Source organism: Falsiroseomonas sp. E2-1-a4 (assembly GCF_051433165.1).
Lineage (GTDB): Bacteria > Pseudomonadota > Alphaproteobacteria > Acetobacterales > Acetobacteraceae > Falsiroseomonas.
On sequence record NZ_JBHMFS010000021.1, the window covers coordinates 26203 to 53202 of the forward strand.

The 27000-nt window shown below is 69.9% G+C and carries 25 protein-coding genes; 2 read left to right on the top strand and 23 right to left on the bottom strand.

All coding sequences use genetic code 11. The features are described 5' to 3' along the window. Positions 1–30: 30 nt before the first annotated feature. The 10 genes from ACFHNC_RS19845 to ACFHNC_RS19890 form a co-directional block, all read right to left on the bottom strand. On the bottom strand, positions 31–900 hold the full coding sequence (locus ACFHNC_RS19845) for a DMT family transporter (RefSeq protein ID WP_437170978.1): 870 nt from the start codon (positions 898–900) through the stop codon (positions 31–33). 61 nt (positions 901–961) lie between these two features. Next, positions 962–1486, bottom strand: coding sequence for a GcrA family cell cycle regulator (locus tag ACFHNC_RS19850; protein WP_437170979.1), 525 nt, complete (start codon positions 1484–1486; stop codon positions 962–964). Positions 1487–1623: 137 nt separating this feature from the next. Then, positions 1624–2589 (bottom strand): acetamidase/formamidase family protein, encoded by a 966-nt coding sequence (locus ACFHNC_RS19855; RefSeq protein ID WP_437170980.1) that lies wholly within the window; start codon positions 2587–2589, stop codon positions 1624–1626. Positions 2590–2648: 59 nt separating this feature from the next. Further along, positions 2649–3302, bottom strand: coding sequence for a hypothetical protein (locus tag ACFHNC_RS19860; RefSeq protein WP_437170981.1), 654 nt, complete (start codon positions 3300–3302; stop codon positions 2649–2651). A gap of 68 nt (positions 3303–3370) precedes the next feature. Further along, positions 3371–4366: a magnesium transporter CorA family protein gene (locus ACFHNC_RS19865; protein WP_437170982.1), complete on the bottom strand. Its 996-nt coding sequence runs from the start codon at positions 4364–4366 to the stop codon at positions 3371–3373. A gap of 60 nt (positions 4367–4426) precedes the next feature. Continuing rightward, on the bottom strand, positions 4427–5122 hold the full coding sequence (gene mtnC / locus ACFHNC_RS19870; protein ID WP_437170983.1) for an acireductone synthase: 696 nt from the start codon (positions 5120–5122) through the stop codon (positions 4427–4429). Continuing rightward, the gene (locus ACFHNC_RS19875; protein WP_437170984.1) at positions 5119–5670 is read right to left on the bottom strand and encodes a 1,2-dihydroxy-3-keto-5-methylthiopentene dioxygenase; all 552 of its coding nucleotides are present in this window, start codon (positions 5668–5670) and stop codon (positions 5119–5121) included. The genes mtnC and ACFHNC_RS19875 overlap by 4 nt, the downstream gene beginning before the upstream one ends. Next, a complete protein-coding gene (locus ACFHNC_RS19880) occupies positions 5667–6296 on the bottom strand; it encodes a methylthioribulose 1-phosphate dehydratase (protein WP_437170985.1) in 630 nt (209 codons plus the stop codon). Before ACFHNC_RS19880 ends, ACFHNC_RS19875 begins: the two co-directional genes overlap by 4 nt. 5 nt (positions 6297–6301) lie before the next feature. Further along, positions 6302–8365, bottom strand: a complete 2064-nt coding sequence (locus ACFHNC_RS19885) for a TRAP transporter permease (protein WP_437170986.1) — start codon at positions 8363–8365, stop codon at positions 6302–6304. 210 nt (positions 8366–8575) lie between these two features. Then, entirely contained in the window at positions 8576–8845 is a 270-nt protein-coding gene (locus ACFHNC_RS19890) for a twin-arginine translocase TatA/TatE family subunit (protein WP_437170987.1), read from the bottom strand. 457 nt (positions 8846–9302) lie between these two features. On the opposite strand from ACFHNC_RS19890, the gene ACFHNC_RS19895 reads away from it, so the two are divergent. Beyond that, positions 9303–10340: a TerC family protein gene (locus ACFHNC_RS19895; protein ID WP_437170988.1), complete on the top strand. Its 1038-nt coding sequence runs from the start codon at positions 9303–9305 to the stop codon at positions 10338–10340. 54 nt (positions 10341–10394) lie between these two features. On the opposite strand, the gene ACFHNC_RS19900 is transcribed toward ACFHNC_RS19895, so the two are convergent. The 10 genes from ACFHNC_RS19900 to hrpB form a co-directional block, all read right to left on the bottom strand. Next, positions 10395–11318, bottom strand: a complete 924-nt coding sequence (locus ACFHNC_RS19900; protein ID WP_437170989.1) for a manganese catalase family protein — start codon at positions 11316–11318, stop codon at positions 10395–10397. Positions 11319–11494: 176 nt separating this feature from the next. Beyond that, complete coding sequence (locus ACFHNC_RS19905; protein WP_437170990.1) at positions 11495–12472, bottom strand: Bug family tripartite tricarboxylate transporter substrate binding protein; 978 nt, start codon at positions 12470–12472, stop codon at positions 11495–11497. Positions 12473–12535: 63 nt separating this feature from the next. Further along, positions 12536–13033 (bottom strand): CHAP domain-containing protein, encoded by a 498-nt coding sequence (locus ACFHNC_RS19910; RefSeq protein WP_437170991.1) that lies wholly within the window; start codon positions 13031–13033, stop codon positions 12536–12538. Between the two features lie 40 nt (positions 13034–13073). Continuing rightward, entirely contained in the window at positions 13074–13988 is a 915-nt protein-coding gene (locus ACFHNC_RS19915; RefSeq protein WP_437170992.1) for a hydroxymethylglutaryl-CoA lyase, read from the bottom strand. After that, the gene (locus ACFHNC_RS19920; RefSeq protein ID WP_437170993.1) at positions 13981–15189 is read right to left on the bottom strand and encodes a CaiB/BaiF CoA transferase family protein; all 1209 of its coding nucleotides are present in this window, start codon (positions 15187–15189) and stop codon (positions 13981–13983) included. The genes ACFHNC_RS19915 and ACFHNC_RS19920 overlap by 8 nt, the downstream gene beginning before the upstream one ends. Before the next feature lie 211 nt (positions 15190–15400). Beyond that, entirely contained in the window at positions 15401–16540 is a 1140-nt protein-coding gene (locus ACFHNC_RS19925) for a YbfB/YjiJ family MFS transporter (RefSeq protein WP_437170994.1), read from the bottom strand. Then, a complete protein-coding gene (locus ACFHNC_RS19930; protein WP_437170995.1) occupies positions 16537–17967 on the bottom strand; it encodes an ATP-binding protein in 1431 nt (476 codons plus the stop codon). The genes ACFHNC_RS19925 and ACFHNC_RS19930 overlap by 4 nt, the downstream gene beginning before the upstream one ends. Before the next feature lie 25 nt (positions 17968–17992). Continuing rightward, positions 17993–18673 carry a winged helix-turn-helix domain-containing protein gene (locus tag ACFHNC_RS19935; RefSeq protein ID WP_437170996.1) on the bottom strand — a complete coding sequence of 227 codons (681 nt, stop codon included), beginning with the start codon at positions 18671–18673 and terminating at the stop codon, positions 17993–17995. Between the two features lie 257 nt (positions 18674–18930). After that, a complete protein-coding gene (locus ACFHNC_RS19940; RefSeq protein ID WP_437170997.1) occupies positions 18931–20031 on the bottom strand; it encodes a trypsin-like peptidase domain-containing protein in 1101 nt (366 codons plus the stop codon). Positions 20032–20108: 77 nt separating this feature from the next. Beyond that, positions 20109–22571, bottom strand: coding sequence for an ATP-dependent helicase HrpB (gene hrpB / locus ACFHNC_RS19945; RefSeq protein WP_437171031.1), 2463 nt, complete (start codon positions 22569–22571; stop codon positions 20109–20111). 107 nt (positions 22572–22678) lie between these two features. Between hrpB and ACFHNC_RS19950 the strand changes: the two genes are divergently transcribed. Beyond that, entirely contained in the window at positions 22679–23617 is a 939-nt protein-coding gene (locus tag ACFHNC_RS19950; RefSeq protein WP_437170998.1) for a polysaccharide deacetylase family protein, read from the top strand. 28 nt (positions 23618–23645) lie between these two features. Here the strand turns inward: ACFHNC_RS19950 and ACFHNC_RS19955 are convergent, their stop codons facing one another. The 3 genes from ACFHNC_RS19955 to ACFHNC_RS19965 form a co-directional block, all read right to left on the bottom strand. Continuing rightward, the gene (locus ACFHNC_RS19955; RefSeq protein ID WP_437170999.1) at positions 23646–24497 is read right to left on the bottom strand and encodes a GntR family transcriptional regulator; all 852 of its coding nucleotides are present in this window, start codon (positions 24495–24497) and stop codon (positions 23646–23648) included. Positions 24498–24738: 241 nt separating this feature from the next. Then, positions 24739–25587, bottom strand: a complete 849-nt coding sequence (locus ACFHNC_RS19960; protein ID WP_437171000.1) for an alpha/beta fold hydrolase — start codon at positions 25585–25587, stop codon at positions 24739–24741. Then, positions 25580–26989 carry an NAD(P)-binding domain-containing protein gene (locus tag ACFHNC_RS19965; protein ID WP_437171001.1) on the bottom strand — a complete coding sequence of 470 codons (1410 nt, stop codon included), beginning with the start codon at positions 26987–26989 and terminating at the stop codon, positions 25580–25582. The genes ACFHNC_RS19960 and ACFHNC_RS19965 overlap by 8 nt, the downstream gene beginning before the upstream one ends. Positions 26990–27000: the final 11 nt, after the last annotated feature.

The window sequence follows — 27000 nt, forward strand, 5'->3', positions numbered from 1 at the left end:
CGGCATCAGGCTCGGCTTCAGGCTTTTGCATCACTGGGGCGCGCGGCGTCGTTCCGGCAGCGCCACCAGGATTCCGCCGGCGGCGATGATGGCAGCCCCCAGGGCAGTCCAACCATCCGGCCAGTCCCCGAACACCAGCACCCCGGCCAGTCCCGCCCACAACAGCTGCGTATAGGACATCGGCGCCAGTACGGAGGCCGGCGCGCGGGCGAAGGCCAGCACCAGCAGGCAATGCCCGGCGCCACCCAGCAGGCCGAGGGCGGCAAACAGCGGCCAGTCCCACAGCCCCGGCGTCACCCAGACGAAGGGCTGCGCCAGGCCGGTGATGACGGCGGCAGCGATCGAGGTGTGCACGAAGGTGGTGTGCGGCTCGTCCACCCCGGCCAGCTTGCGGGTCAGGATCTGGTAGATCGTATTGGCCACGGCGGTCACGAGCGGCAGCAGCATGGCCCAGTGCAGCGGCTCCCCGGTCAGGAAGGGCGGGCGAAGCGCTACCAGCACGCCGGCCAGGCCGATGCAGCAGCCAAGCCAGCGACGGGGAGAGACCTTCTCCCCCAGCCAGACCGCCGCCAGCGCCACGGTCAGCACCGGCGCGGCGAAGGCCACCGCGGTGGCGTCGGCCAGGGGAATATGGATCAGCGCCACGGACAGCGCCGCATTGGCGGTGGCCAGGCACAGGCTGCGCAGGGTCTGCAGGCCGGGCGCGCGGCTGCGGAAGGGCACCTTGCCGGTCAGCAGCTTCAGCGCCGCCATCACCAGCAACGTGTGGAAGACGAAGCGCACGAACATGAGCTGTGGCACGGCGTGGGTCGCCACCAGCACCTTCAGCAGCGCATCCATCGCGACAAACAGCGCGAGCGCCAGAAGTTGGAGCAGCACGCCCTGAAGGGACCGAGACATGCACGCCCCTATGCCAGCGCCGACCCCAGCCTATCCGCCCCCCATGCGGGGCGGGTCCGGATCAGGCCGCGTCCTCACGCCGGTCGCGCGCCTTCACATAGGCCACGGCCGCGTGCTGGGTGCAGTAGGGCTTGCCCGGCGTCGCCTCGGCCGAGCAGAAGCGGAAATCCGGCGTCCCCGGCTCGCCGATCGGCCAGCAGCAGTTGCGCGCGGAGCCGAAGCGGGGGAAGGCGCGGACCACCGAAGGCTGCGGCGCGGCCATCGGCGCGCGCGGCGCGATCATGCCAGACGCAGGCTGGCTGGCTGGGGCCGCCGGCAGGGCGCCGGTGGCCGGCGCCGCCGCCGGCAATGTGCTGCGTGCCGCGACCGCCACGGGGCGCGGCAGACGCGCCGGGGCGGCGTGGGACGGCCGTTCCATCGCGGCCTCGCGCCGGATCGGGCTCGGGCGCGCGGACAGGTTGAGGCGATGCGCCTTGCCCACCACGGCATTCTTGGAGATGCCCATGCGGCGACCGATCTCGGCCGTCGAATGGCCTTCCGCCCAGAGCGCCCGAAGCCGCTCGATGGCCTCCGCAGTCCAATCCATGCGCTCTCTCCACAACCCCGCCTGACACAACATACGGTAGGGCAACGCGGGGGGCGACTACAAGTTGTAGAATGCGCCCGGATGCAAGTTTCCTGTGGACAGACTGGGGAGGGACCGAAGAAAGGCTGAAGATTGTATCAGAACAGCAACCCTTTCTTCAGCATTCCATGAACGCCCTTCTCCCCGTTCACCGTCTGCGTCACCCGGAAATCCACCGCCAGCGAGCAGAGCTGGTAGGCGTCGGCCGCCGAAACGTTCATGCGCGCCACGATGAAGCTGATCATCTCCCGCAGCGCCTGTTTCATTGCGAGATCGAGATCCTCATTCATCCCCATGGAGATGAAATGCGTTTTCGTCTCGGCGCGCGGGAAGCGCAGCGCCGGGTCCGCGGCCCCACCGCCCTTCTCCAGGGTCAGGCGGAAATGGCCGGTGAGGCACATCTCCAACGCATTGATGCAGACCTCGCCATCACCCTGCACGCCATGGCCGTCGCCGGCCGAGAAATTGCCGCCGGGGACATGCACCGGCAGCCACAGCGAGGTGCCCGCGGTCAGTTCCTTGTTGTCCATGTTGCCGCCATGCGCCCGCGGTTCCTTGGTTGAAATCGCGCCCCAGGCCGGCGGCGGCGCCACGCCCATCACGCCGAAGAAGGGGCTGAGCGGCAGGGTCACGCCTGGCCCGACCGGCACGTGGCCGGTCATCGCCGCCTTGTCCACCGGGATGTGCAACATGCGCTGATAGGGAAAATCCTCAGGCAATGTGCCGAACAGGGGACGAAATCCGCAAAAACCCCAGTCACAGCCCAGCTCGATCTGCTCGATGTCGATCCGCAGCGCGTCGCCCGGCTCGGCGCCTTCCACCGCCACCGGTCCGGTCAGCATGTGCGGGCCGAGGCGGGGCGGCTTGGAGGCATGGAACGCGGCGAGTGCCGGCGGCACCGTCAGCCCGCTCTCCGGCTTCGGCATTACCTCCGGCGCGCCGGAGATGCATTCCAGCACCACCAGGTCGCCGCTGGCGATGGTGGCCACGGGGCCGAAGCTGGCGTCGAAGGCGCCCCAGCGGATGGTCTCGGGCGTGGCGGCAATGCGGTGGCTGGCGGGCATGGGGCACCTCGGCTTGGGACGGGGGAATGATTTCAGTGCAGCAAGGCCCGCGCGGTCGGTCAATGCGCGCGCAAACGCGCACTCAGCCGGCGCTGGTCGGTCGGGCAGACGCGGCCGAGGCGCTGGTATTCCTGCGGCGTGTCGATCGCATCGTGCCCCGCCTCCCGCGCCGCGCGCAGCCGCGCCAGCACCGGCTCCACCGCCGCCGTCAGATCCTCCTGCAGCAGCAGGGCGGCGGCGCCGGCATCGGGTGCCTCGGCGCGGGCGCGCGCGGCCCAGCTGCGTGCGGCCTGGCGCAGGCCATCGGCGGCGTCGCGTAGCGTGCGGCGGTTCAGCTCGGCATGGCGACGCTCATGCGCCAGCACCTCCCGCGCCAGGCAGCCGTTGCGCGGAACCTCCCGCGCCAGGCGGATGCTGTGCTCGGCATGCACCAGGCTGAGCCGCACCTCGGACGGAACGCCGCAAACCGGCCCGCCGCTGAGCCCCTGGCTGCGGACGGTGATCTCACTGCGCCATTCCACCCGCGACAGGGTCAGGCCCAGATGGTGCAGCACCGTGTCGTGGCTGACTTCCTCCGGCACATCAGCCATGCGGCGCAGCTCATCCGCGCTGACCGGGGCCAGCACGCGCACATCGGGGTCCGAGATGGTGACGCGCACCAGCGGCGCGCCGCGCGGCGGGCAGGCCACCGGCGCCGGGGTGGGGGGCGGCAAGGCAGGCTGGGCCTGCACCTGCCCCGCGGCCACCAGCAACAGCAGCGCAAGGAGCAGGGAGGGCAGGATCAGAACCAGCCCTTCTGCTTGAAATAGACGATCGGCAGCACGGCGGAGACCACCATCAGCCCGAGCGCCGCCGGGTAGCCCCAGGCCTGGTTGAGCTCCGGCATGTTCGCAAAGTTCATGCCGTAGATGCTGGCGATCAGCGTCGGCGGCATCAGCGCGACGGAGGCCACGGTGAAGGTCTTGATGATGTTGCTCTGTTCCACGCTGACGATGCCGAGCACCGCGTCCAGCAGGAATTGTGCCTTGTCGTTCAGCACCTTCGAATGGTCCACAAGGCTACGCACATCCCGCACCAACGTCTTGATGAGAGCCTGGTTCTCCTTGCGGACGGCGTGTGATTTCTCCGCTCCCACGAAGGTCAGGATGCGCGACAGGCCGAGCAGCGTCTCGGACGCGCGGGTTGTCACCTCCCCCACCAGGCCCAGGGTGATCAACGTCTCCCGCAGATGCTCGCCGCCCAGGGTGGGGGTCTTCGACGCCTTGGTCTTGGCCCGGGCGCCGCGGAAGGTGGCGTTGGAGGCGCGGTCCATATCCGCCCCCAGCCGTTCCAGCACATCCGCCAGCCGGTCCACGATCTGCTCGAACAGATGCAGCATCACCCCGTCCGGCGAGGCCACCATCGCCGGCGTGCGCTGGCAGCGAAGGGCGAAGGTGGTGAAGGCCTTGGGCGTGGCATAGCGCACCGTGACGAGAGCCTGGTTGCTGAGCACGAAGGTGATGGGGGTGGAGCCGTAGTCGCCGCCCTCGACGCCATGCAGGAAGTTGGCGGTCAGGAACAGTGTTTCCTCCTCCCGATACAGGCGGGAGGAGCTCTCGATCTCCTGCATTTCCTCCCGCGTCGGAATCTCGAGCCGCAGCGCATCCTGCACCGCCCGCTCCTCCTCCAGGGTCGGGTTCAGCAGGTCGATCCACACCGCACGGGCGATTTCTTCACGCGGCAGAACGCCGTCGCGCAGGGCAAGGCGGCCGTCATCGACGGCGTAACTCGTCATCATATTGTGTTTGACTCCCGCGCCCCGGGGGCAGGGTCATCTAGCCCGCCGCGGCGGCGCCTGTCACGCGGGCAGCGGCAGGTTGAACAGCCGCGCGACGCCGGGGAAATCGGCGGCCCGCCGGTGTCGCCCGGAAGCCACGGTTCCGTCCTGCGGGCGGATGAGCTGGCAGGTCATCATCCCGCTGGCATCGGCCGCATCCAGCTCCTCCGCCACATCGGACAGGAACAGGATCTGCGCCGGGTCCTGCCCTTTCTGCGCCGCGATGGCGGCGTAGGAGGCGGCGTCCCGCTTGCCGCCGACCTTGGTGTCGAAGAAGCCGGAGAACAGCGGCAGCAGGTCGCCCTCCGCCGAATGGCCGAACAGCAGCTTCTGGGCGCCAACGGAGCCGGAGGAATAGACCGCGAGCGCCACACCCGCCGCATGCCAGGCGCGCAGGCAGGGCGCCACATCCGGCCAGAGGTGCCCGCGCAGCCGGCCATCGGCGAAGCCCGCCGCCCAGATATGCCCCTGCAGCGATTTCAGTGCCGTGACCTTGGCATCCGCCGCCATCCAGCCACGCAGCGTCGCCGCCTGGTCCGGCCCCGGGACCTCGGCCAGGATCGCCGCCACCTCCGGCTCCGTACCGCGCGCGGCCAGGAAGGCGTCCAGCTCGGCCTGGGCAAACGGAAACAGCGTGTCCTTGACGAAGGCGATGGCGCTGGTGGTGCCCTCGATATCGGTGAGGATAAGCTTGGGCAGAACCAGGCGCGGGGTCATGCCGTCGCGGCGGGGAAGCGCACGGCCATGTCGGTGCCGGTGTAGTGCGGCGTCCAGCCGGAGGTATCGGTGAACACCCGCAGCACCGCGAAATTCGGATTCTCGCCCGCATCGAACCAATGCTTGCTGTCCGCCGGCACGGAGATCAGGTCGCCCGCCGTGCAATGCGCGTCAAACACCCTTGCCCCCTCTGGCCCCCCGACATGCAGCACGAAATTGCCGGAGCCGGCGTGGAAGAAGCGCACCTCATCCTCGGTATGGCTGTGCTCGGACAGGAACTTCGCGCGCATCGCATCCTTCTGCGGATGGTCGGGCGTCAGCTTGATGACATCCGCCGTGCCCGCGCCGGTCTCCCCCATGAAGGCATTGAGGCGGGGGCGATAGGCCTCCAGCACCGCCTCGGCCGGGGCATCGGCGGGCAGGTCGGCCAGATCCCAGCGCTCGAAGCGCACACCGATGGCGGACAGCGCGGCGGCGATCGCGGCCGGGTCCTCGGTGACCTCGATCTGCGCGTTGGTCGCGGCGTCCCATACAGTCAGACGGCTCATCGCAGGTTCCTTTCTTCCAGCGCCCAACGCTGCTCTTCCAGTTCACAGCGCAGCATGAATTCCAGCCCCTCCATGCGGGCCAGGGCCATGGGCATGTCGGGCGCCCATACATAGGACCCGTGGCCCCGGATCAAGTAGCCGGGCGGGATGGTGCCCATGCCGTCCCACAGGGCGTCCAGGCCACGCTGCATGCGGCCGATGTCCTGGTCGTTCGGCACCACCGGCACCGCCACCTCTGCCTCATGGGTGGGCAGGCCGGGGAAGACCTTCAGCAACTCATAGCCCGCCAGCACCAGGCTATCCCCCGCCGCGCGGGACAGCACCGTGTTGGCGATGGAATGGCCATGCAGCACGGCGCCGGCTTCCGGGAAACGGCGATAGATGCCGCAATGCAGCAGGGTCTCGGCGGAGGATCGCTGCGCCGGATTTTCCGCCACCCCGTCCAGATCCACCACCATGACGTCCTCGGTGGTGAGGAAACCCTTGTGGCGGCCGGAGACGGTCACGGCGAGTCGCCGCGCATCCAGCCGCACGGAGAAATTGCCCGCCGTCGCCGGCACCCAGCCCAACGCATCCAGCCGTCGCCCGGCGGCGGTGATCTGCGCCGCCGCCGCCTCCATCCGCATCGAAGTCAGCGGCCCATCGGCGCGCGCACCCTATCGCCCTCCGCCGGCTCCCGCCGCCACTGCCAGGCGATGAGGCCGAGGCCGACGACCAGGCCCGCCACGTCGGTGAAGGCTTCCGGCACCATGAGCGCGACGGCGGCGACGCCGGAGACCACCCGCAGCGGCAATGGCAGGGCCGCCTTGAACATCCAGCCCTCGGTCGCGCAGGCCAGCAGGAACACGCCGAGCATGGCGGTCGCCACGGCCTGCGCCACCTCCATCGTCTCGCCCTGGCCGAGCAGCGCCGGCGACATCCAGAACATGTAGGGCACGATGAAGGTGGCGAGCCCGAGCTTCACCGCCTTCAGCGAGGTCTTCCACATATCGCCCCCCGCCATGCCCGCCGCCGCGAAGGAGGCGAGTGCGACAGGTGGCGTGATGGCCGAGAGCACGGCGAAGTAGAAGATGAACATATGCGCGGACAGCGCCGGCACGCCCATCTGGATCAGCCCGGGCGCCACCACCGCGGCGGCGATGGCATAGGCCGCCGTGGTCGGCACACCCATGCCGAGGATGATCGCGACGAGCATGGCGAACAGCATGGCCAGAAGCGGCAGGCCGGAGGCCACTTCCAGCAGCAGGGAGGCGAAGCGGCCACCCACGCCGGTCAGGCCGATGACGCCGGCAACGATGCCCGCGGTGGCGCAGACGGCGATCAGCTGCATCACCTCCCGCGCCGAGCCGGACAGCGCCTCGACAATGCCGCGGAACAGATCCACCACCGTGCCGACCAGCGCCTGGACGATGCCGGCGCGCTGTACCATCAGATGGTGCAGCAGGAAGGTTACGGTCATGATGATCAGCGCCGAGGCAATGCCCCAGGCCGCGGCGCGGAAGGGCGAATAGCCGCTCAGCAGCACGGTGATCAGCACGACCAGCGGGGCCAGCATGTAGACCCGGCGCGCGAGGTCCAGAAGGCGCGGCAGCTCGTTCCAGGGCAGGCCATACAGCCGCGCCTTGCGCGCATGCAGGTCGCAATGGGTATAGACGGCAAAGTAGAACAGCAGCGCCGGGATCACGCCGGCCAGCGCGATCTCCGTATACGGCATGCCCAGCACCTCGGACATGATGAAGGCGCCCGCGCCCATCACCGGCGGCGCCAACTGTCCGCCGGTGGAGGCCGTGGCTTCCACCGCGCCCGCGGTTTCCCGGTCATAGCCGCCGCGGCGCATCATCGGGATGGTGAAGGTGCCCGAGGCGACGACATTGGCCACCGAACTGCCGCTGACCGTGCCGAACATGAAGGAGGAGACCACCGCCACCTTCGCCTGCCCGCCCCGCGCCCAGCCCACCAGACCCATCGCCAGATCGTTGAAATACTCCCCGGCGCGGGAGGCCTGGAGGAAGGCGGCGAAGGTGACGAACATGATGATGAAGGTGGACGACACCTGCACGATGGTGCCCAGCACGCCATTGTTGTTGAACAGCTCCACCAGCGCCTGCTCCAGCGGCACGCCGCGGTGGAACAGCAACCCCGGCATCCAGGGGCCGACGAAGCAATAGGCGATGAAGGTGCCGGCGATGATCGGCATGGCGAGGCCGGCGCTGCGGCGGGCGAATTCCATGACGATCAGGATGCCGGCCGCAGCCACCACCAGGTCCCGCGTATTGGGGCCCATGAAGCTCCGCATCTCGATCCCGTCGCCGTCCAGCACGTAATGCGCGACGATCAGCAGGCAGGGGATCATCACCAGGAAGTCGTACCAGGGGACGGATTTGCCGGCTTGGCTGGCGGTGGGGGCGAACAGCGCGAAGCCGAGGATGGCGCCCAGGAACACGTGCACCGCGCGCGCCACGGTCGGGTCCACCGGCATAACCAGCAGGATCCACATGTGCCACAGCACGAAGGCGGCCGCGGTGTATTTCCAGAGGGCGCCCTGCCAGCCCACCAGGCTGCGGCGGAGGGAGGCGAATTCGGTATCGTCCACTGGCGCGACGGTCGCAGGCGCCCCGGCCCCGTCGCGTGCCAGCCCACCATCCACTGGGGGGACGGCCGAATCCGGCTGTCCCGGCTGTCCCGGCTGTTGCATTTTTATCGCCCCCCGTTTGGCAGTCAAACGAAACGCCGGTCCCGTCAGGCGGAACCGGCGCTCAACGCCGTGCCGCATGCTGCAGGACGGCGCACATCACAGGGGCGTGATACTAATGCCGCCCATCAGGCCAGACAATAACCAAACCGCGCCTGGGAAAACCAGGGCGGGCGCCGGCCGGAACCCGCGAAGGGATCCGGCCCGTGCGCGTCAGGCCGCCGGCCGGGACGGGTTCGCCGCCTGCGCCGTTGTGGTCTGCGCGCCCGGTGCTGCGATGGTGCCGGAGGGAGGCACCGGCGTCTGCGCCGCGGGGTCGGCCGCCATCGAGGCGTCCTTGCCCTCTTCGTCCTTGATGTTGGCCTTGAAGGACTTGATGCCCTTCGCAACGTCGCCCATCAGGCCGCTGATCTTGCCGCTGCCGAACAGCAGCAGGATCACGAGCAGAACGACAAGCCAATGCCAGATGCTGAAAGAACCCATTGCGACGCCTCGATCCCGTGAGTGGCCCGCCCGTGGCAGGGGGCCGAATTGCCTCGGGCCGGAGAGTAATCCGCCCCGGCGTCTTCCGCAAACCGGACATGGCCTGCCGCATCGCCTGAGACAACCGGGGCAGGCCCGATTATCGGCAATCCCGGGTGCCGATAGGCCGGTGGCGGCCACGCTGACCAGCCGATGGCGTCATTATTTTTCGATAGCGGCGCTTGGGGGGTTGAAAACCCACCGGGCCACGATCATGTCGCCGCCTGATCCGGGCCCCTCTGGCGGCTCGGGCGGCTGTGTGCGTCAAGCCCGCTGCCGCCCCCGCGATGTCGGATCGCCAGAGCCTGCCACGACCCCGGCCCGGATCGTGACACCCGCGCCGGGGTGTCCCTTGTGAAGCTGAGAAAACCCGTCCCGCAAGGGCGGCGGCTTCCGTATGACCCGGAGCAAATATTTCATGGAATTTCTACTGCTGGAATGGGTCGGGAAACCGGTCTGGATGTGGCTGGGCTTCCTCGCCATCGTCCTGGCGTTGCTCACCTTCGATCTCGGCGTCCTCAACAAGAAGGACAAGGAGATGGGCATCAGCGAGAGCCTCTGGCTCTCGGTTTTCTACATCAGCTTTGCCGTGCTGTATGGCGGCGCCATCTGGTGGGCCTATGAGGCCGGGCACATCACGACCGAAGACGGCACCCATGCCGGCGTGACCTTCTTCACCGGCTTCTTCATCGAGAAGGCGCTGTCGATCGACAATGTCTTCGTCATCAGCCTGATCTTCGGCTTCTTCGCCATCCCCCGGAAATACCAGTACCGCGCCCTGCTCTGGGGCATCCTGGCGGTGATCGTGCTGCGCGGCCTGATGATCGGCATCGGCGCGGCGCTGGTACAGGAATATGAGTGGCTGCTGTTCATCTTCGGCGCCTTCCTGATCGGCACCGGCATCAAGATGATGGTGGTGCCGGAAGGCGATGCCGATATCTCGAAGAACCCGGTGGTGCGCTTCCTGAGGCGCCACATGCGGGTCTCGGACGAGCTGCACGACCAGAAGTTCTTTGTCCGCAAGCCGGACCCGAAGACCGGCAAGATCGTCACCTGGGCGACGCCGCTGTTCCTGGCGCTGGTCGTCATCAACCTGGCGGACCTGGTCTTCGCGGTGGACAGCGTGCCTGCGATCTTCGCCATCACGACGGACACCTTCATCGTCTACACCGCCAACATCATGGCGATCCTCGGCCTGCGCGCACTGTATTTCGCGCTGTCGGCCATGGTGCACCGCTTCCACTACCTGAAGTATGCACTGGCCATGGTGCTTGTGTTCATCGGCGCGAAAATCTTCTGGAACCAGATCTTCGGCAAGCTGGACCCGGCCATTTCGCTCGGCGTCACCGCGGCGCTGATCGCCTCCGGCGTGTTCTACTCCCTGTGGAAGACCCGCAACGAGCCGCCGGTGGACAATGCGCTGGACGCCGAAAAGGCCGCCATCGAACGCGGCTGATAAAAAAGGGCCGGCCACCCTTGCGGGTGCCGACCCTACTGGTCAGGCCGCCATTCAGATCTTGGCGGTCAGCTTCCGGGCGATCTCGAACATCTCCTCCGGCGCATAATCCGGCGTGAAGGCGGAGGGTACGCCAACAAGCTGGTGGATCTTGCCACCCTCCGGCATGCCGTCCACCACCTCCAGCTCACCCGGCGGGTCGCCCGGCAGCGCCGTCTCGCCCTGGCCCCAGATCGACGATATTTCCTTGTAGTCGTTCGGGCTGAAGCGATAGAGCCGGCGGTGCGAACCCTCATCCAGATACTTCTGGCATTCGGGGATGTTCGCCAGGTTGATGTTCGGCGTCGGCAACATCTTGTGGATGTCCACGCCGGTCAGCTGCTGCAGCGCCAGCCCATAGGCGTGCGCGTGCACGGAACCGCGCACCAGCAGGTAGCCACAGACTTCCCGCGCGGTCGGGTCCTTCACCGTCTCATACACCCGCAGCTTGTGCAGCCGCGCGCCGCATTCCAGGTGGAAATTGTGCAGCAGGTCCACCACCACATTGCCCGTGGTGGTCACCATGTCCGTGTTCCAGGACAGGCCGTTGCTGTTCACCGGCACGGAGCCGCCACCATGGGAATAGAAGGCCGCCGCCAGGCGGATATCCTTCATGTCGGCAAATGGCGCGCCGGAGATGTCGCCGCCATCGCCGGTGTCGTCACCCTCGCTGTCCGGGCCGTTGTTCAGCATGGCGACGCCGTTGCTGACCAGTTCCAGATGCCCCAGCTCCTCCGCCGTGATGCTGGCGACCAGGCTGTAGAAGGGGCGCAGCTTGGATTTGCTGCGGAAGTTGAAGCTCTGGAACAGGTAGTTCCCGAGGGTGGACATCTCGCCATACTTGCCGCCGAGCAGCTCCTGCAATGCGGCGGCCTCGTTGGGATCCTGCCGCTTGGGCGGCGGCAATTCGGTCTGCAGCTTGTCGATGCGAAGGAACATGGGCGTTCTCCCGTAGGGTATACAGGACGAACGGCATCGGCGGCTTGCAGTTCTTTACGAGTGCCAGTGGATCAGCGCGGGCGTCAGCCGCGCGCGTCACCTGTTCGTGGTGACGCGCGCGGGTGCATTAGGCATCCATGCGGATGGCCGTTCAGGCATCCATGCGGATGGTCCGCTTAGGCATCCATGCGGATGCCGAGGCGCCGGATCATGCCGCCCCAGCGATCCGTTTCCTCCGCCAGGAAGGCGGCGGCCTCGTCCGGGCCGGTCGCCATCACCTCGAAGCCCGCGGTTTCCAGCCGCTGACGCCCGGCGGGGTCGCGCAGGCCCTTCTGCGCTTCCGCGGCCAAGCGGGCGATGCGCTCGGGCGGCGTGTTGGCCGGCGCCACCATGATCTGCCAGCCATAGGATTCCGCATTCGCCATGCCCTGTTCGGCCAGCGTCGGCACATCCGGCGTCAGCCAGAACCGGTCCTTGGACGTCACGGCCAGCGCCCGGATGCTGCCATCCCGCACCTGGCCCATCACCGCGGCGGTGGTCACCACCATCGCCTGGATGCGTCCGGCGACGAGGTCCAGTGTCGCATCCGGGAAACCGCGATAGGGCACATGCAGCATCTCCAGCCCGCCGGCCTTGGCCATCAGGTCGATCATGCCGAGATGCCCGCCCGAGCCCGGACCCACCGTGCCAAAGGCCAGCTTGCCCGGATTGGCGCGCACATGCGCCACGAAGCTGGCGAGGTCCGTGGCCGGCAGGTCCTTGTTCACCACCAGGAATTGCGGCCCGCGCACCAGCAGCGACACCGCCTTAAGGTCCCGCACCGGGTCGTAGGGCAGATTGGCGAACAGCGCCGGCGCGGTGGAAAGTGGGCCGTTGATCGACAGGCCGATGGTGTGGCCATCCGTCGCCTTGGCCACCGCATCCGTGCCGATATTGCCACCCGCCCCGGCACGGTTCTCCACCACCACCGGCTGACCGAGCGCGGTCGCCAGATGCGCCGTGACCACGCGCCCGGTCAGGTCCGGGCTGGAGCCGGCCGGGAAGGGCACGATGAAGCGCACCGGGCGCTCCGGCCAGTTCGCTTGCGCGCGCGCCGACAGGATGGGGGCAGTGGCGAGGCTGGCGGCCATCAGGCCGCGGCGGGTCAGGGTCATGGCGGGTTCCTCGATGCTTGTTGGGGCGGAGAATGCCCGCTGCGTGCGTGTGCGGAAAGACCTTCAGCCGCCGGCGTAGCTGCGGCCGGCATGGATGAAGCCATGTGCCGGAAACTCGGTATTCCCGAGCGCGCCAATGGGCGGATACCACACCCGGACGCGCGACCAGTCATTGCGGGGCGAGACATCGACCACCCGCTGGCCCGTCATGATCCGCCCGCGCGCCGCCCCCGTCGCCCAATTGGCGTGGTCCACCAGGATTTCGCGGCGGCCAACCACACGGGCCACCACGGCGACGTGGCCTGCCCGCATGCGGGGCGTGCGGCCGATGACCAGCACGCTGCCGGGCCGCGGTGCCGCACCGCGGTCATACCGCCCGGCCGCCGCGTCCCACCACCGCCAGGCATCCCCGGACAACCCGATGCCGGACCGCGCCCGGGCATAGGGCACGCAGGAAATCGGCTCGCCCAGATGCGGCCGCAGCGGCGTCAGCGCGGCGGTCTGCCCGCCGCCACAGGCCGCGAGCGTCAGCAACATCAGCATGGCAAGAACGGCGCGCATGGCCTTGAAACTAGCAAAGGCGCCGGCAGGAAGCGAGACGTTACGCGGCCAAACGCGCCGCCGGCACCGCCCGCATCCGCCCGCCCGGCAGCGCGCCCGGAATCGCCGCCGCGTAATCGGCGGCCGCCAGCAGCGCCGGCCAATCCACGCCCGTCGAAACGTCCATCCGCTGGAACAGCCAGGCGACGTCCTCGGTCGCCACATTGCCCGTGGCCCCCGGCGCGAAGGGGCAGCCACCCAGACCGCCCGCCGCAGTATCAAAGACCCGGCAACCGGCCTCCCACGCCGCGGCGCAATTCGCCACGCCAAGGCCGTAGGTGTCGTGGCCGTGGAAGGCGAAGCGCGGCCGGCCATCCGCGTCCGGCCAGCTTCGGATCGCATGCGCCAGCACCCGGCGCACCTGGTCGGGCGCGGCATTGCCGGTGGTGTCGCAGATGCTGATCTCGATGCCCTGGTCCAGCGCCTGCACGCGCTCCACCCAATCCAGCGCGTCTTCCTCCGGCACCACACCCTCGAACGGGCAGTGGAAGGCGCAGGACAGGTTGAAGCGCACCTTCATCCCGGCTGCCACGGCATCCGCGACAATGCTCGACAGATCGAGAAAACTGTCCATCCGGCTGCGATTCACATTGGCCTTGTTGTGGCTTTCCGTGACCGACATGAAGACGCCGACCCGATGCGCGCCGGCCGCCTTCGCCATCTCGAACCCGCGCCGGTTCGGCGCCAGCACCGTGCATTCCAGCCCGGGCAAGGCTAGTGCCGCTTCCAGCACCGCACCGGTATCGGCCATCTGCGGCACCGCCTTCGGGCTGACGAAGGACCCGATTTCCATCCGCCGCAGCCCGGCCGCATGCAGCCGGCGGACCAGTTCGATCTTGGTCTCCGTCGGCACGAAGGGGCCGATCGATTGCAGCCCGTCGCGCGGTGCGACTTCCGAGATCACGGCGCTATGCATCTCGGGTCTCTCCCAGCAATTCACCAAAGACATGGTCGTTGTGCGCGCCCACGGCAGGGGCCGTCCAGCGCACCATCTCCCGCGGCGTCACACCATCGAAGCGGAAGGGAGCGGCGGGGTGCAGCAGGGTGGTGCCCATCAGCGGGTCCTCCACCTCCATCACCGTCTGCCGGGCGCGGAAATGCGGGTCCTCGGCGCAGTCGCGCATGTCGTACAGGCGCGAGCACGGAATGTCGGCGGCCTCCATCACCGCCTCGGCCTCCGCGGCGGGCAGCGTGCGCGTCCAGCGGCCGATCTCGGCATCGATCTCCGCCATATTGGCGCAGCGGCCGCGATTATCGGCGAAGCGCGGGTCCACGCCCATGGCAGGGTTGCCGATGACGTTGCAGAGCCGCTTGAAGATGGGGTCCGAATTGCCGCCGATGCACAGCCATTTCCCATCCGCGCAGAGATAGGTGTTGGTCGGCGCCGCCGTCAGGATGGCGGACCCCGCCGGTTGGCGGATGGCACCCGTCAGCCCGTATTCCGGCAGCATCCCCTCCATCAGGCTGAACACCGCGCCCACCAGGTCCACATCGATGATGCGGCCGCGGGCGTCCGGGTTCCCCTTGATACCCCAGCAGGCCGCGGTCACGGCCAGCGCCGCATACATGCCCGCCAGGTCGTCGCTGATGGACACCCCGCAGCGCGGCGGCGGATGGTCCGTGACGCCCGGGGTAGCCGTCAGGTGGCGCAAACCGCCCATCGCCTCCCCGATCGAGCCGAAGGCGGGCTTGTCCCGGTACGGCCCATCCTGGCCGTAGCCGGATACGCGGGCGATGATGAGGCGCGGATTGGCCTGGTGCAGCACCTCCGGCCCCAGCCCGATGCGCTCCAGGTAGCCGGGCCGGAAATTCTCCACCAGCGCATCGGCGCGGCCCACCAGCTTCAGGATGCGCGCGCGCCCCTCGGCGGATTTCAGATCCAGCGTGACGGACATCTTGTTGCGGCCATGGATGCTGAACCACACCGGGTGGCCATTGTACCGGCTGCCCCAGCCGCGGATCGGGTCGCCCTCCGGCGGTTCGATCTTGATGACCTCGGCGCCGAGATCGGCCAGCAGCCGCGTGGCAAAGGGACCCGCGATATAGTGGCCGAGTTCCACCACCCGGAGGCCCGCCAGCGGCAACCCGCCCCGCGGCATCCCATTCGCCCCATCCATGCCAGCCATCCCCTGCAAGTCGCGGGGAGGGCTTACGGCAGCACCGGCTTCACGAAAAGGCCACGCAATTCCTGCCGCCGGCAAGAAAGGCGAAACCATTTTGGTGACATAACGGTCCTGGGGTTGCCGAGCTTCCGCACCCTGTCTCTCCCTCGGGATGCCGGCTGCCTCCCCCGATTCCGCCGGCATCCGAAACTCGGCGGGGCCTCCTTCACGGGGGTCCCGCCATTTCTTTGCCGCGCGCGAGCGAGGCGATGAGGGAAGCGGCAGACAGCAGCAGGCCCACGCCGAACACCGCCGCATGGCTGTCGCCGGTCCCGGCGAACAGGGCGGCCAGTGCAAAGGCCACCGCCGCCTGCGCCACGGCGTAGCAGGCCGTTGCCCGGATCCAGACCACCCCGGCCTGCACCCCCGCCACCTCCCGCGCTGCCGCCAGCGTCACCGCCGTCGCGCCGATGCCGGCGAAACCGCCCAAGGGCGCCGCCAGCAGCAGCGCCGGCCACCAGGGCAGCAGCGCGAGTGCCAGCGCCAGAACCTGCACGCCGAGCCAGATCGGCAGCGCCCGCCGCCCGCCGATGCGCCCCGCGACCCGCCCGCCCAGCAGCGTGCCGGCCACCGCGCCGAGGCCGAACAGCACCCAGACCAGCGATGCGGCCTCGACGGCCAAGCCACGGCCGCGCACGGCGAGATCCGCCAGATAGACCATCGGCGCCACCATCCCGGCGCCCGAAAGCCCATAGGCCAGCAGCAGCCGCAGCGCCCGCGGCACCGCCTGCGCCACTTCTGCCGCCGCCAGCGCCGGCGGGTTGGGCCAGTGTGGCCGCGCCGCCATCCACAGCAGCCCGACGGCCACCGCCAGCCCAGCCCAGGCGAAGGCCAGCCCGCCCCATAGCAGCATCGGCACCAGCAGCCCCGCCGCCGCCACGCCGCTGCCGGCACCCGCCATCACCACGCCGGAGGCCATGCTGCGCTGGGCCGGCGCCACGCTGGCCTGGGCGGCAGGCCCGGCGAGCGCCATCAGCACCCCGCCCGCCGCCCCGGCCAGGCCGCGCCACAGCACGAACCACCACAGCCCGCCCTGCACCGCGCAGGCGGCGAAGGCCAGCAGCGCCAGCGCCATGCCGGCGTCCAGCGCCCGCGGCACGCCAACCCGCGCCGCCAGGCCGCGCCCGCCCAGCACCCCGGCCAGATACCCCGCGAGATTCGCCGCCCCCAGCAGCCCGGCGCCGCCGCCATCCACCCACCCGGCGCCGACCATGGCCGGAAACAGCGGCACATAGGCGAAGCGGGCCAGTCCGATGCCGGCAAAGACCGTCGCCGAAGCGGCCAGCGCAGGCCGCCAGAAACTCATGCCGCGGGCGAGGTCGCGTTCGGGGCCTGGGCGCCGGCCGGCAGCCGCAGCGTCACGCGCAGGCCGGGCGGGGTGCTGCCCGGGTTGCTGTCCGCCAGATCCACCTCCCCGCCATGCAGCGCCACCACCGCGCGGACCAGGGACAGGCCGAGGCCGGAGCCAGGCGTGGTGCGCGCCGCATCGGTGCGGAAGAATCGCTCCCCCACCCGGGCGCGGTCCGCCACCGCCAGGCCCGGCCCATCATCGGCCACGCTGATTTCCACCAGCCCGCCCTGCAGTTGCGTCTCCAGCACCACCCTGCCGCCCGCCGGGTTGAACTTCAGCGCGTTGTCCAGAAGGTTCGCCACCGCCTGCAACAGCAGATCGCGGTCCCCCACCATGGTCAGCGTATCGGGCAGCGTGCCGTCCAGCGTCTGCCCGCCGGCTTCCGCCGCGGCGCCGTACAGTTCCACCACATCGGCCAGCATCGGCACCAGGTCGAAGGCCGCGAAGGCGGCGCGGCGGGCGCCGGCCTCCACCTCCGCGATGCGGAGCACCGCCTTGAAGACGCGGGCGATGTCATCGAGGTCGGTGATGCCCTGTTCCACCGCCGCCCGCAGCGCGGCCTCATCCGCCGCCGCGCCCAGGCTTTCCTCCAGCTTGGCGCGGGCGCGGGCGATCGGGGTGCGAAGGTCGTGCGCGATGGCGTCGGAGACGCCACGCACGCCCTCCATCAACTGCGCGATGCGGTCGAGCATGGCGTTCATGGTCATGCCCAGGCGGTCGAATTCATCCTGCCGGTCCGACAGCGGCACGCGGCGGGACAGGTCGCCGCCGCTGATCGCCGCCGCCGTGCCATAGACCGGCGCCAACCGGTCCTCCAACGCCCGGCGCAGCAGCCAGGCGCCGAGCACGGCGATCAGGGCGGAGGAGGCGGCGGCCCAGGCGATGCCCTCACTCAGCAAGGCGCGCAGCCGCAGCTTCTCCGCCACGTCGCGGCCGACCAGCAGGCGATTGCCATCACCGAGATCCACCCGCAGCAGCCGCGCCTCACTCTCCCCGCCATCGCGCAGCAGCGCCATGCGGATCCAGGGCGCATCGGCATCGGCCTGTGCCGGCCATTCCCCCAGATTGCCGGCCAGGATGCGGCGGTCCGGCGCGACCAGCAGGTACAGCACCTCATTCTGCACATCGAGCGCCAGGCGGTCGCCGATGGCGGTGATGAGGCCGGGCAGCCCTGCATCATTGCGGCGCTCGGCCAACGCCACCGCATCGGCGCGGATCGCCGCATCGGTCTGCCGGTCCAGCGCGCCGGCGGTATTCCACCACAGCACCACCGCCGCCGCGGTGGCGGCTGCCGCGAACAGCGCGGTAAACAGCAGCGCGAAGCGGCCCGAGGCGCTGCGCAACAGGCCGATCAGCGGCAGTTCCGCCAGGTTGGGAGTCATGCCGGCCGGTCCGGCGTTTGCACATTCAGGCCTGCGCCCGGATCATGTAGCCGGCATTGCGCACGGTGTGAATCAGCGGCTTGTCGAAGCCCTTGTCCAGCTTGTGCCGCAGCCGGCTGACATGCACGTCGATCACATTGGTCTGCGGATCGAAATGATAGTCCCACACTTTCTCCAGCAGCATGGTGCGGGTGACCACCTGGCCGGCATGGCGCATCAGATGCTCCAGCAGGCGAAATTCACGCGGCTGCACCTCGATCTTGCGGCCGGCGCGGGTCACGGTGCGGGACAGCAGGTCGAGCTCCAGATCGGCCACCTTCAGCCGCGTCGTCGGCACCTCGGCGGAGGGGCGGCGGCCCAGCGCCTCCACCCGCGCCAGCAGCTCGGCGAAGGCGAAGGGCTTGGTCAGGTAATCGTCGCCGCCGGCCTTCAGGCCCTTCACCCGCTCATCGACGGCCGTGAGCGCCGACAGGAACAGGACGGGGCTGCGATTGCCCTGACCGCGCAGGGTCTCCACCAGCCGCACGCCATCCACCCCGCCGGGCAACATGCGGTCCAGCACCAGCACGTCGAACCCCTCGGAGGCTGCCAGGAACAGGCCATCGCGGCCATTGGCGGCGTGTTCCACCGTGTGCCCGGCCTCCTGAAGCCCCTTCTTCACGAAACGGGCGACTTCGGCGTCGTCCTCCACCAGCAGGATCCGCATGGGTGTTCCAATGCAATGCGCGAGAATGTCACGATAGGGCGGGATGCCGCACCGCGTCACCTGCCGCCGGATGCGGATCAGGCATGGCCCCGCCGCAGCACCCGGTATCACACCGGCATCACCCCGGCATCACCCGGTATCACCCCGGCATCACCCCGGCATCACCCCGGCATCACCCGGTATCACCCCGGCATCACCCCGGCATCACCCGGCATAACCCCGGTATCACCCCGGCATCACCCGGCATAACCCCGGTATCACCCCTGGGGCTGCGCCGGCCGCCGCCCGACCTGCACCGGCAATTCCATCGGCCGCCCGTTGCGGAGGATGGTCAGCCGCACGGTCTGCCCGGGCGCCACCGCGGCGATGCCCCGCACGAGCGCCCGGCTGGTATCCACCGCCCCGCCATTGATGGCCAGCACCTGGTCCCCCTGCCGCAGCCCGGCGCGGGAGGCCGGGCTGCCGCGCTCCACCCCCGCCACCAGCACGCCGCCCGCCGCCGCCGCGCCACGGCGCAGCCCGCCCGGCTCCGCCGAATCGGCATCCTGCACGGAAACCCCGAGCCAGCCCCGCTCCACCCTTCCGCTGCTGCGAAGCTGGTCGATCACGCCGCGTGCCAGATCCGACGGCACCGCGAAGCCGATGCCGGCGGAGGCGCCGGAGGGGGAATAGATGGCCGTATTGATGCCGATCACCTCCCCCGCCGTGTTGAACAGCGGCCCGCCCGAATTGCCCGGGTTGATCGGCGCATCGGTCTGGATGAAATCATCAAACGGCCCCGCCCCGATCTCCCGCCCCCGCGCGGAGACGATGCCGGAGGTGATGGACCCGCCCAGCCCGAAGGGGTTGCCCGCCGCCAGTACCCAATTGCCGACTCGCAGCGCCGCCGAACTGCCCCAGCCCAGCGCCGGCAGCGGTGACCGCGCCTCGATCCGCAGCAAGGCGAGGTCGGTCAGCTCATCCATGCCGACCAGGCTGGCGGCATATTCCTGGCCGTTCTGGAAGGTCACCTGCACACGGCTGGCATTGCCGATCACATGGTTGTTGGTGACCAGAAGGCCGGAGGGGTCGATGACGAAGCCCGACCCCGCCCCCATCACCTGCTGGCCACGGCTGCGCAGCCGGTCGCGGAAATAGCGCTCGAAGGGCGTGCCGCGCAGTTCCGGCGGAATCTCCCCCCGCGCCTCGGAGGTGACGGAGATGCTGACCACCGCGGGCAGCACGCGTTCCGCCAGGTCGGCGAAATCAGGCAGGGCCAGCAGCGCGCCCCGCTGCGCCTGGGCGGGCGGCGCGGCACAGCCGAACAGCGGCAGCAGGGCAAGGCCGGCGAAGGCGCGGCGAGGAAGCGCGAGGGGCATGCGGACTCCGAGGCGATGGGGCACGGGCGACCCCGCATATGGTTGTGCGCCAAGCGGGCGCCATGGCGCGCGGCAGGTCAAGAGTTTCGCGGCGGCGGCGGTTCGGCAGCCCAAGGATCCTCCGGCCAGGGGTGGCGCGGGTAGCGGCCGCGCATGTCGCGCCGCACATCCGCCCAGGCGCCGCGCCAGAAGCCGGCGAGGTCGCCGGTGATGGCCACCGGCCGCTGCGCCGGGGACAGCAACGCCACCTGCAACGGCACGGCACCGCCAGCCAGCGGCGGCAGGCGTTCCAGGCCGAACAGATGCTGGGCGCGGGCTTCGAGCGTCGGCACATCGCGGTCGTAGTCGATGGCGGCGGAGCGGCCAGCGGGCAGGTCCAGCCGCGCCGGCAGCGCGGTATCGAGCCGCCGCTGCTGGTCCCAGGGCAGCATCCCGCGCAGCACCGAAACGAGGTCCAGCGCCTTCACCTCCGCCAGCTTGGTGCGGCCATGCAGATGCTGTGCCAGCCAGTCCGCCGCGGTCGTGGCCAAGGCGGGGTCGGTCAGGTCCGGCCAGGCCTCGCCCTCCGCCTGGCGCATCCAGCCGATGCGGGCGCGCAACTGCTTCGCGGCATTGGACCAGTCGAGGTCGCGCAGCCCACGTTCCGCCACGGCGGCGGCCAGCGCCGCGGCGATGGCGGCAGGGTCGGCGCTGGGCTGGGCGTGATCCTCCAGCACCAGCGGGCCGAACATCAGGCGGCGGCGGGCAAGCACGGCGCCGGCGCGGGCATCGAAGGCCGCGCCCTCCACCCAGCGCAGCCGGTCCGGGAAGCGGGCTTCCAGCGCGGCGCGGTCCAAGGGCGCGGCCATGCGGATGCGCGCCTCCGTGCCCTGCAATTCCAGGTCGGCGACGGCCAGCAGCGGGGCGCGGGACAACGGGTCGGTCGCGCCGAGGCGTGCGCCCTGGCCCGATGCCAGCCGGAAGGCGCCATCCATGCTGCCGCGCTTGGCCGCGATCCGGTCCGGAAAACCCGCCGCCAGCAGCGGCCCGGCGGCACCACCCGGCAGCGCCGAGCCATGCAGCTTCAGCCGCCGCCGGTGCAGCGCCCCGGCGCGGCGGATGCGCTGGATGGTCGGGCGATCCGCATCCCGGTGGTCGCCGCCATGCAGCAATTCGAGGCGGAGGTTGATGTCCGAGGGCTGGTCGCGACCCCGGATCGGGTCCCGTTCCTCCAGCAGCGCGGCGAGGTCGGCGGCCAACGCCTTCTCCCCCTCATCCACCGCGGCCAGCAGCATCCGCGCCAGCCGTGGATGCGTGCCCATGCGGGCCATGGATTGGCCCATGGCGGTGATACGCCCGGCGCCATCCAGCGCATCGAGGTCCGCCAGCAGCGCCCGCGCCGCGGCCAGCGCCCCGGCCGGCGGCGGATCGAGGAAGGGCAGGTCGGCGGGCGCGGCACCCCAGGCGGCGCAATCCAGCGCGAGGCCAGACAGCTCCGCCTCCAGGATCTCGGGCCGGTCCTGCAAGGGCAGGCCGCGATGCAGCGCCTCCGACCACAGGCGGATCGCAACGCCCGGCGCGGTGCGCCCGGCGCGGCCGGCGCGCTGGTCCGCCGCCGCGCGGCTGATCCGCACGGTGGCCAGCCGCGCCAGGCCGCTGGCCGGGTCCAGCCGCGGCGTGCGCCGGAAGCCGCCATCCACCACGATCCGCACGCCGGGCACGGTGAGCGAGGTTTCGGCGATCGAGGTCGCCAGCACGACCTTGCGGCGGTCCGACGGGTTCAGCGCCCGGTCCTGCTCGGCCGGCGGCATCTCGCCATGCAAGGGCAGCACCTCCGCCTCGATGCCCGAGAGGCGTTCAGCAGTGCGGCGGATCTCGCCCCAGCCAGGCAGGAAGGCCAGCACATCGCCCGGATGCGCCCGCAACGCATCGCGGATGGCACCCGCCATGGCCTCCGGCAGGTCCCGCGCCTCCTTCAGGTCACGCAGCCGGTGCTCCACCTGGACCGGCCAGGCGCGGCCGAGGCTTTCGATCAGCGGACAGTCACCGAGCAGCCCGACAAATCGCGAAACGTCCAGCGTGGCGGACATCGCCAGCAGCCGCAGCTCAGGCCGCAGCGCCCGCTGCATGTCGAGGCAGAAGGCGAGTGCCAGGTCGGTGTCCAGGTTGCGCTCATGCGCCTCATCGAACAGCACGGCGGCGACGCCATCGAGGCCCGGGTCGGATTGCAGCCGGCGCACCAGCAACCCTTCCGTCACCACCTCCACCCGCGTGCGGTCCGAGACCATGCGATCGAGGCGCGTCGCCAGGCCGATGGTGCCGCCGGGCTGACCCTCCCCAATCAGATCGGCCATGCGGCGGGCGGCGGCGCGGGCGGCGACGCGGCGCGGCTCCAGCACCAGGATTTTTCCCCCCTGCGCCCAGGGCTCCGCCATCAGGGCGAGCGGCGCCAGCGTGGTCTTGCCGGCGCCAGGCGGCGCGACCAGCACGGCGTTGGAGCCTTCGCGCAGTGCCGCCGTCAGGCGTGGCAGCGCTTCGGTGACGGGCAGGTCTGGGAGCATCATCGGCGCCTGCCTACGCCGCCCGGCGCCGGAAGTCACATGTGCCGATTGCCGCAGGCGCCCGCCCCTCCTAGCGTTGGTCGAACCACGGCCAAGGAATGCACCCGATGAAACTGCCCAGCCACAGCCGCTACGCGCCCAGCGCCATCACCACCCGCCCGACCTATCGCTGGCCGAATGGTGCCAGCCTGGCCGTGGTGATCTGCAACAATATCGAGCATTTCGCCTACCGCACCGGGCTCGGCAACGACAGCGCGCAGCTCAACGCGCCGCAATCCGCGCGCAACTACGCCTGGCGCGACTACGGCAACCGCGTCGGCCTGTGGAACATGCTGGAGATGCTGGATGAGCTCGACATCCCCAGCGCGCACAACGTCAACAGCGCGGCGCTGGACTACATGCCGGAGATCACCGCCGCGCTGCTGAAGCGCGGCGACGAGTTCATCGGCCATGGTCGCAGCAATGCCGAACGTCAGGACATGATGTGGGAGGAGGATGAGCGCCGCCTGATCATCGAAACCCGCGATGTCATCACGCGCCATGCCGGCACCGCGCCCAAGGGCTGGCTCGGCCCCTATCTCGCGCAGAGCACCGCCACGCTCGATCTGCTGCGGGAAGAAGGCTTCACCTACATGATGGACCTGCCGTCGGACGACCAGCCCTACTGGCTGGCGACGCGCGCCGGGCCGATCCTGTCCGTGCCCTATTCGATCGAGCTGAACGACAGCCCGGCGATGGTGACCCGCCAGCACACCGGCCGCGAATTCGCCGACATGATCGTGGACCAGTTCGACGAGATGCTGGAGCAATCGGCCCGCCGCCCGCTGGTCTGCAGCATCGTGCTGCACACCTTCGTCGTCGGCCAGCCCTTCCGCCTGCGCCCGTTGCGCGCCGCGCTGCGCCACATCATGAACCATCGCGACCGCTTCTGGCTGTGCCGGCCGGGCGAACTGGCCGCCCATGTCGCCGGGCTGCCGCGCGGCGTGGTGCCGGGGTCGGAGATGCTGGGCGATCAGCAGCATTTCAAGTCAGGCGGGCCCGCCTGACGACGCGGAAATACGGAAGACATGGTCGCTAAAGCTGTGTCGTGGCATGGATTTCCGCTTCCGCGATGAACTGGAAGCGGTCGCCGTGGAAGCGCACGAAGCCGCACAGCGCCGGCACGCCGGATGCCAGGCGATAGACATGTTCGCTTTCCAGCAAAGGGGTTCCGCGCTTCACATTCAGCAGCCGGGCGATCCGCGCATCGGCCGCCACGCTGCGAACGATCAGACGCATGCGGTCCGGTGTCTCGCCGATCGCGGCGCGCAGCAGCGCGTGGACCGGATGGCGCTCCAGCATGCGCGTGGTGATCCGGCGCGCGAAATCGGTGGGCAGGTAGCGCAGTTCATGGGCGAAGACCTCCCCATCCAGCAGGCGCAGGCGTTCCACCACCTCCACCTCCGCCGCCTCCGGCAGCGACAGCGCCTGTCGAATCTCGGGGGAGGCCAGCATGGCGTGACGGTCGAGCAGGGCGAAGGAGGTGCGCTTGCGGGCGTTGCGCGCCTGATCCTCGAAGGCGAGGCTCAGATTATGGTCCAGCCGCCGCGGCGCGACGAAGGTGCCGCGCCCGCGGCCGCGCGTGATCAGGCCAAGGCTGGCGAGCTGCGCCATGGCCTGGCGCACGGTGGGCCGGCTGACGCCGAAATACGCCATGCATTCCGATTCGGTGGGCAGGGATTGCCCGACCAGCGCGTCCTGCCCCTGCGCGAGAATGGCGACGAAACGTTCAGCAAGCTGCCGGTAGAGCGGCACGGCGCTGGTCGGATTGAGCGGCGCGACCCGCCCCAGCGCGAAGGCGCGCGTGGTACCGCGGGTTCCGGCGGGCGTCGGCACGGCAGGAAGGTTCGGCACTGTGCCCACGGCCCGGCGGGTGGAAGGGGTCACTGGGTAGGCTCCTGCGACGTCGCCTGAGTAACATTAGACGCGGCCATGGGCCGGGGGAAGATGCTTCGCGGGATTCGCGCGCGTCACGGCCAATGTCGGCATAGTACATTCATAGTTGCTTCGCGCTGCGCATCGCGGCTTCCTTAAAGATATCATTTCTCAAAAATCACGCTGTGCCATGGCATCTTTCAATTCGGCGAATCGGCCAAGAGTACAGGCGGGGAAGCGGCGGCGCCGCGCGTCAGATGCAATCCGCACGGATGAAGGCAGCGAGGTCGGCGTCGAAGCGCGCCGGTTCCTCAAGGAAGGGTGCGTGGCCGCTGCTCTCATACAGGCGCAGTTGCGCGCCTGGCAGAAGCTCCGCGATGTGCCGGCCCGCCACCGGCAGCAGCACCTGATCCTGCACGCCATGGATCACCAGCGCCGGTACATTGAGGTTCGGCAGCAGGTCGTCATGGTCCACCTGCCAGCCCATCATCGCACCGCGCACCGCGGGCGGCGTCATGCCGTTGGTGAGGTCCATCATCCTTTGCAGATCGGGCGGCAGCGGGGCGGCGGTGCAGGCGCTGATAAAGCGCAGCGTGGCGTCGGCGGCCACCGCCATGTCCGTGGAAGCCATGGCGGCCTGGATCGGGCCGGTGGTGCCGCGGAAGCGCGCGGCATCCGGCACGCCGCCCTTGCTGATGGCGCCGACGAAGACCAGCCCGCCAAACGCCGCCACGCCATGCCGCCGCGCCACGGCGCCCAGCACGCGCCCGCCGAAGGACCAGCCGACCAGCACCGGCCTGTGCAGTTCCAGCGCCGCGATCACCGCCGCCACGTCATCCGCCCAGAGATCGGCGCTGCGATAGGCCTCGGCCTCCGCAGGTTTCTCAGAATGGCCATGGCCGCGCAGATCAAACGCCACCAGCCGGAAATCCCGCGCCAGCGCGCCGGTGAATTGCCGCGTCCAGCACAGCGCGGCCTGGGAGAAGCCGTGGATGAACAGGATCGGCGGGCCATCCGCACGGCCGCCCTCCACCACCGCCAGCTTCACGCCGCCTGCCCCGGTGACGAAGCGTGTGGTGGCGCCGCCCAGCCAATCAGACATGCGCGGCAACCAAGGCCGATTCGGGAACCTCGTCGCCCAGCAACTCCGGATCGGCATAGCCGCGCACCGCTGACAGATGATGCGCGGCATCCTCCACGAACAGCGATCGTGCGATGGCTTCCGCCAGCCGCCGCGCGCCGTCGCCGACGCCGGGAATGTCGCCGCTGATCAGGCCGAGGCTGGCGATGGCGCCGATGGCGAAGGCGTGCACCTGCGCGATCCAGGGCTGCGTGCCACCGCTACGCTGCTGGAATTCGAAGCCCGGGCCGAGATAGGGATACAGCGCGAATTCACCGAGCCCACCGGGCGGCTGCAGCACGTCCGACCACAGCTTCACCCTTGGCGCCAGATCCGCCAGTTCCGGCCGCTTCGACAGATCGATGGCGAAGCCGGTGCCGAGGATCAGCATGGCCACGCGCAGATCCTCTCCCGGCAGGCGCAGCGTGACGCCATCCGCATCCTCCGCCACGGACCGCACCGGCGTGGACAGATGCAGGTGGAAGCCGGGCTGGCGGGCCAGGCGTTGCAGCGATTCGCGCGGCGGCGCCACGGCGCCCTCGCCGGCCGCCCTCAGCACCTCCAGCCGCGCGGCATCATCGAGGCCCGGCAGGCCGTGGGTGAAGCCGGCATGCACCATGGATTTGAAGCGGTTCAGCACCGGCAGCGTGGCGCGGCGCACCAGCAGATGCACCTCCGCCGCGCCATGCTCCAGCGCCGTCGCCGCATTGTCCACGGCGGAGGCGCTGGCGCCCACCACCGCCACGCGCTGCCCGGCGAGCGCCGTGAAATCCACCGCATCCCGGCTGTGGCGGATGCGCGGGCCGGGGTTGGCCGGCGCCCAATCCGGCATCCGCGGCCCGCCCAGCCCGTCCCGCCCGGTGGCGAGCACCAGGCGGCGCGCCAGCACCACGCCGGCACCCTCCGTCTCCACCGCCACCAATCCGTCCCGGCCGCGGCGGATGCGGGTGGCGGTCACGCCGTTGGTCACCGGCAGCGCCAGCACGCGGCGCAGCCAGATCAGGTAGTCCTGCCACATCTCACGCGGGATCTTGCCCAGCGCCTGCCAGCCAGCCTCGCCACGCTGCGCCGTGTACCAGGCGCGGAAGGTGAGCGCGGGAATATCCTGCGCCGGTCCCACCAGGTGCTTGGGCGATCGCAACGTCTGCATGCGCGCATAGGTCACCCACGGCCCCTCCTGCCCCGCCGGCGCCGCTTCCAGCACCCGGTGGCGGGTGATGCCGAGCCGCGTCAGCGCGAAGCTGGCGGACAGGCCGAGCATGCCGCCGCCCAGCACCAGCACATCCAGCGCCCCATCCGGCCGCTGCGGCACCCAATTCGCCGGCGGCAGGTTCAGCATGGCAAGGTCCTGGCGCAGGCGGGATTCGAGCTGGTCCAGCGACAAGGCGGATTCTC